The following is a 5,384-nucleotide window of genomic DNA, read 5'->3' on the forward strand; positions in this document are numbered from 1 at the left end:
CTGGCGAACCCGGCCCGCACCAGGCAGCGAGAATGTGGAGGCGGCGCGCTACAACGCGCTTGGCTATTCGCCGCGGCAGGGGCTGTTCACCCATGTCAACGAGCTGGCGCTGGTCGCCGGCATCCCCGAAGCGTTTGTCGATCGCGTGTTGCCGTTCGTGACGGTGTTCAACGGCGGTCCGGATGTTGATCCGACCATCGCCGCACCGGAAGTCGCTCTCGCCGTCGATAAGGCATCGGGGAAGGACCAGGATGGCTTCGGGGCGCGCCCGGCTTCGCCGAACGGCATCGCTGCCGCAACGCAGGCCCCGAACCAGCAAAGCGCGGCATCGACGGCGCAGAGCCCGTGCTACCGGATCGCAATCTCGATCCGCTTCCGCAACGGTCACCGCACCACATCCGAGGCGGTGATCGCACTCGGTGACAAGGTCGAGCCCTATCGGGTGTTGTCCTGGCAAAACGATGTCGAGCCGCGAAACCCGGTTCTGCTGCGCAAGAGAGGATGATGGCAATGCTTGCCGAGGCACGGCAATGGTTCGAGCAATGGATCGGCGCGGTCGCGACCGCCGTCGACGGCGTCGCAGGCAGGTTCGTGCGCCGGCGCAGCATCGAGCTCGACGAGAATGGCGACGGCACGTTCACCGCCCGCCTCGCGGCCCCGAAGGATGGCTCGCCTTCGATGCCGGTTTCGTTCCGGCTCGATCACGATGCGCCGCAGCCTGCGCTGCCAGCGGAGTGGAAGACCGCGTTCGACGGCAGTCGCATCGAGGTGCGTTTGCGATCGGATCAGATCGTCAGCCGCGTGCTCGATTTCCCGAACCAGGCAAGCGACTTCCTTGACGGCATGATCCGCGCGCAGGTCGACCGGCTGACACCGTGGAGCGCCGCCGATGCCGTGTTTGGCTGGAGTTCGCCGCAGCCGATCGCCAATGACCGCATCGAAGTCGCGTTCGGCGCGACCGCGGCGACGAAGGTCGATCCGTTGATCCGGATGGCAAGGATGTTCGGCGCCGCCTCCGTCGCGGTCTTCGCGCCGGCGGTTGGCGGCGACGGCACCGCGCAGCAGGTGACGCTGCTCGACAGGTCGCTGCGCGGCCTTGCCGGGCCCTCGGTTCCGCGCCTGTTGCGCGTCGGCCTGGTCTCGACGGCGGCCGCGGCCGCAGTCTCGCTGCTGCTGAACATCTATCTCGGCGGGTGGCTCCAATCCGAGCAGGACGACCTGCAACACCGGATCGCGCAGCGCCGCGCCGCGCTGCGTCTTGATGCCAATGTCGACTCGTCCGGGCTCGGCCTGCTGGCCAAGCGCAAGCAGACGACGCCGTCGAGCGTCATGGTTCTGGAAGCGGTCTCGCGCGTGCTGCCCGACACGACCTATGTGACGGAGCTTCGCATCGAGGGCAACAAGGTGCAGGTGGTGGGACTGACGCAGGATGCGCCATCCCTGATCCGGTTGCTGGAGCAGTCGCCGCAATTCACCCGCGCGACGTTTTTCGCGCCGACGACGCGCGCGGCGAATGAATCGGCCGAGCGGTTCCACGTCGAGGCCAACATCACTGCTTATTTTGGGTCCAGCTCATGAGCGCAGCATCCCGATCGCTGACGGCTGTCAGCACCTCGCCAATGGTCGCGACCGCGAGCTATCTCGGCCTGTTCGTGCTGCTGCTCTTTGTCGTCATCTCGTCGCTCTCGGACATCATCAGCCTGCGCAGCGATGTTGCGGCAGCGGCCGGAATGCTGGAGCAACTGGAAGGACGATCTAGGGCGAACGCCGCGCCCGGTCAGCCGGCGATGCCGACCGGCTCGGCCTATCTCGAGGGCGCGACCGTCACGGTGGCCGGCGCCACCTTGCTGCAACGCGTGTCGGGCGCGGTCATCAAGGCCGGTGGCAATGTGCTGTCGACGCAGCTCGATGTTCCCAACGCGCCGGCCAAGGCCGGCTTCATCAGCATGGTCGCGAGCAGCGAGATCGAGCAGGCGCAATTGCAGCAGGTGCTCTACGATCTGGAAGCCGGCATGCCGTTCCTGTTCATCGACCAGCTGATCGTGCAACCGGTCGCCGACGAGGCCGCCAAGGGCGCCGATCCCGGCAAGCTGCGCGTGCTGCTCGGCGTCTCCGGACAATGGCGAGGAGCCAAATGATGCGACGCTTCGCAGCGATCATCGTGCTGTTGGCGGTGTCGGCCTATTCGGCGCCGGCTGCGGTGCCTGCCCCGTCCGGCGATGCATTGGACGCCGGGATGCTCGACGATACCCGTCTCGGCGGACCGGTGCTGAGTTCATCGCCACCGTCCGAACCGGCGACGTCGGTCCGGGTGGCTCCGTCGCCGGCACCGACGCCCCGGCCGATCAGCGCCAATCCGCTGTGGGGCATCCCGCTCAAGACGCTGTCCAACACGCGCGACCGGCCGGTGTTCTCGCCGTCGCGGCGGCCGCCGCCTGCCGTCGTTGCGGAACCGGAGGTCAGCAAACCAGCGCCGCCGCCGCGCAAGGTCGCGATCGAGCCACCGCCGCTGTCGCTGGTCGGCACCATCGCGGGAGATGACGAAAGCTTCGGGATCTTTCTCGATCAGTCGACCAAGACGGCGCTGCGGCTGAAGATCGGCGATGACTTCCAGGGATGGAAGCTGCGGTCCATCAACGGCCGCGAAGTCACGATGCAGAAGGACGATCAGGGCGCCGTGCTCACATTGCCCCAGCCCGGCGGCGACGAGAGCGGCGATGTCCGCCTGGTTCCGGTCAGCACGGAGAGGAAGCCCTTGGCCGCGCGGCGCCAGATGTGACCGCGCGTCGGACCGAGATGCTAGACTAGTTCAACGCGAGCCAGCTCTGAAGGGCCGGCGTCACGAGAAGCCCGAGCGCCAGAAACGGGCCGAACGGGATCGAGGTCTGGCGCTTCATCTCGTGGCCGGCGAGTTGCAGGCCGCCGGCAACACCGAGCGCCGCGAGTGCCGCGATCAGCAGCAAGGTCGGAATCCCTGTCGCGCCGACCCAGATCGCCGCGGCGGCGAGAAACTTGACGTCGCCAAGTCCCAATCCGTCGACTTGCCGCAAGGCGAAGTAAAGACGCTGCAATAGCAGGAACACGATGCCGACCAGCACCGCGATTCCCATGGCGGTGACGGCGGCCATCGTGCCTTCGGCGACGACGACGTTTGCGAGACCGAGCGCCGCGATCGCAAGGTTCAGCCAATTGGGGATGATGCCGTGGCGAAGATCGATCAGCGCGACGGCGCAGCAAAACATGCAAAGCGCGCCGTAAGATCCGATAAGATAGAGGGCTTCGCGATCAATCTGCATGGCGACGGACAAGTGTGACAGATGCGGACGTTGTGTTGCAACAACTCACGCGCGTTGAACAGTCCAATTTCAATCCGTCTGCAGCAGCGCGAACGAGTTTGCAAAATTGTGATCGTCATCGACGATCGCGGAGCAGAAAAGATGCGACAAAAAGTCCGCGCTGTCACAAATCCGCATAGGATACCGACAATAGTTCGCCCCGCTACATGCCGCGAGCCCTTCGTGGCAGACGAGTGGGTTGACTATGCACAAGATGCAAGTGGCGGCGTGCCTTGCTTTGCTGGCGGCGTTCGCAGGCGTGCGCGGCGCGAATGCCGGTGCTCTCGAGGAGGGCGCCGAGCGCTACCGGCCATATTTGATCGAGGGCGTCGCCAGTGCGCTGACAGGCGCGCGTGCGCTTCGCGAGCGCGCCGCGGCGGCGGATTTGCCCGGAGCGAAGAAGGCCTGGCTGTCGGCGCGCGCCGGCTGGGAGCGCTCGGAGGTGTTCACCGCAGGCTTCGTGCCTGAGCTCGATGCGCAGATCGACGCCTGGCCCAACGCGGACAGCGGGTTCCACGCCATCGAGGCGAAACTGTTCGGAGCTGCCAGCACCGACGTTGCCACCGATGCGACCGGCCTTGCCGAGCATCTGAACGATCTCCACGGCAAGCTCAAGGATATCAAGCTGACGCCGCAGGGTCTTCTGGATGGCACGGTGCGGCTCGCCTACGAAGTCGGAGAGAGCAAGGCCGATGGCGGCGAGTCGCGCATCAGCGGCACCTCGCTGGACGACATGCGCAACAACATCGCCGGCATCGACTTCGCCTACCACACGATCTTCTCGGCCGCGCTCAACACGGTCGACGGCAAGCTCGACGAGATGGTGACCAACCGGATCGAGCAGCTCGAAGCGATTGTCGCCACGCCCGACCTGCCGCGTGTCAACATTGCCGAACTGCGCCAGACCAGTGAGGAACTGGTGGTTGCGCTGCAGAGCGCCTCGGCAAAGCTCGGGCTGCAGCGGCCGACACTGGAGGCCCAGGCGCGATGACATCGCTTCACCTGCGTCTGGCTGCGCTGCTCTCCGGTGTCATCGCCCTGGCATTGTTCGGGCGTGCGGTGGCATTTCCGGTCGACGGTGACAAGACCGTGCTGCCTGTCGCGACCGAGCTGAACGAGGATGCGCTCGACAAGCCGCGCGAGGTGTTCCAGTCCGAGCGGACCGGAACCAAGTCGTATCTGGTGAATCTCGGCGATCTCGCGTTCAATTCGCCGGGGCTGCTCGGTGACGTGGCACGGCAGGCCGGCGTGAGCTGCGGCACCTGCCACGTCAATGGCGCGAACAACGCCAAATTCTTCATGCCGAAGATGTCGAGCCGTCCCGGCACGTTCGACACCACCGGTCCGCTGTTCAATCCGAAGGCCAACAATCTGGCGTTCGATCCCGTACGGATCCCGAGCCTGCGTGGCGCCCGTTATCTTGCGCCCTACGGCGCAGACGGCCGGTTCGCCTCGCTGCGCGATTTCGTCCACAACGTCATCACCAACGAGTTCGCAGGTCCTGAGCCGTCGCCGGCAACGCTCGATGCGATCGTGGCGTATATTCACGACATCGACTTCCTGCCCAATCCGAGCCTTGGTCCTGCCGGACGGCTGGCCGGCAAAATCAGCGACGCGGAGCGCCGCGGCGAAGCGCTGTTCGCAAAGCCGTTCCCGCACGATCCATCATTGAGCTGCGCGGGATGCCACGTTCCGTCGTCCGGCTTTGTCGATCACCAGCAGCACGACGTAGGTTCCGGCGGCCTGTTCAAGACGCCGACGCTGCGCAATGCCGACTTCAACGCGCCGTACTTTCACGACGGCCGCTTCGACAATTACAACCAGGTTGTCGACTATTTCGACCGGACCTTTCAGCTCGACCTCTCGGCGCAGGACAAGGACGACCTCGTCGCCTATCTCACGGCGGTCGGCGACGGCGTGCAGCCCTATGAACGCGACGGCGCCGGTGCAACGTTGAAGGAGATCAACGATTTCTCGACGGTGCTCGCGACCGCGATTCCGGCCGGCGACAACGACATCGTCGCGCTGGCGGTCGACACGATCGGCCGC

The 5,384-nt window shown here is 65.6% G+C and carries 6 protein-coding genes and 1 pseudogene; 6 read left to right on the plus strand and 1 reads right to left on the minus strand.

The window, feature by feature from the left end; translation table 11 throughout:
• The 4 genes and pseudogenes from AKL29_RS45645 to AKL29_RS27375 form a co-directional block, all read left to right on the plus strand.
• A pseudogene (locus AKL29_RS45645) lies at positions 1 to 505 on the plus strand (type II secretion system protein GspK); the annotation flags it as partial.
• A complete protein-coding gene (locus AKL29_RS27365) occupies positions 505 to 1,578 on the plus strand; it encodes a PilN domain-containing protein (RefSeq protein WP_050386315.1) in 1,074 nt (357 codons plus the stop codon). The pseudogene AKL29_RS45645 and the gene AKL29_RS27365, both read left to right, overlap by 1 nt.
• Positions 1,575 to 2,138, plus strand: a complete 564-nt coding sequence (gene gspM / locus AKL29_RS27370; RefSeq protein ID WP_028352112.1) for a type II secretion system protein GspM — start codon at positions 1,575 to 1,577, stop codon at positions 2,136 to 2,138. The genes AKL29_RS27365 and gspM overlap by 4 nt, the downstream gene beginning before the upstream one ends.
• Entirely contained in the window at positions 2,138 to 2,779 is a 642-nt protein-coding gene (locus tag AKL29_RS27375) for a hypothetical protein (protein WP_244482454.1), read from the plus strand. The genes gspM and AKL29_RS27375 overlap by 1 nt, the downstream gene beginning before the upstream one ends.
• 25 nt (positions 2,780 to 2,804) lie before the next feature.
• Here AKL29_RS27375 and AKL29_RS27380 read toward each other — a convergent pair whose 3' ends face one another.
• Entirely contained in the window at positions 2,805 to 3,242 is a 438-nt protein-coding gene (locus AKL29_RS27380; protein ID WP_063616551.1) for a prepilin peptidase, read from the minus strand.
• A gap of 298 nt (positions 3,243 to 3,540) precedes the next feature.
• On the opposite strand from AKL29_RS27380, the gene AKL29_RS27385 reads away from it, so the two are divergent.
• Complete coding sequence (locus AKL29_RS27385) at positions 3,541 to 4,326, plus strand: EfeM/EfeO family lipoprotein (RefSeq protein ID WP_028333649.1); 786 nt, start codon at positions 3,541 to 3,543, stop codon at positions 4,324 to 4,326.
• On the plus strand, positions 4,323 to 5,384 hold a 1,062-nt coding region (locus AKL29_RS27390; RefSeq protein ID WP_244482455.1), incomplete at its 3' end, for a cytochrome c peroxidase. The genes AKL29_RS27385 and AKL29_RS27390, both read left to right, overlap by 4 nt.

Origin of the sequence: Bradyrhizobium pachyrhizi (genome assembly GCF_001189245.1) — a bacterium.
Taxonomy (GTDB): Bacteria; Pseudomonadota; Alphaproteobacteria; order Rhizobiales; family Xanthobacteraceae; genus Bradyrhizobium; species Bradyrhizobium pachyrhizi.

Excerpts from the sequence above, each read along its gene's own strand:
- AKL29_RS27365 (WP_050386315.1), top strand. The coding sequence starts at position 505 with ATGGCAATGCTTGCCGAGGCACGGCAATGGTTCGAGCAATGGATCGGC.
- AKL29_RS27385 (WP_028333649.1), top strand. The coding sequence starts at position 3,541 with ATGCACAAGATGCAAGTGGCGGCGTGCCTTGCTTTGCTGGCGGCGTTC.
- AKL29_RS27375 (WP_244482454.1), top strand. The coding sequence starts at position 2,138 with ATGCGACGCTTCGCAGCGATCATCGTGCTGTTGGCGGTGTCGGCCTAT.
- gspM (WP_028352112.1), top strand. The coding sequence starts at position 1,575 with ATGAGCGCAGCATCCCGATCGCTGACGGCTGTCAGCACCTCGCCAATG.
- AKL29_RS27380 (WP_063616551.1), bottom strand. The coding sequence starts at position 3,242 with ATGTTTTGCTGCGCCGTCGCGCTGATCGATCTTCGCCACGGCATCATC.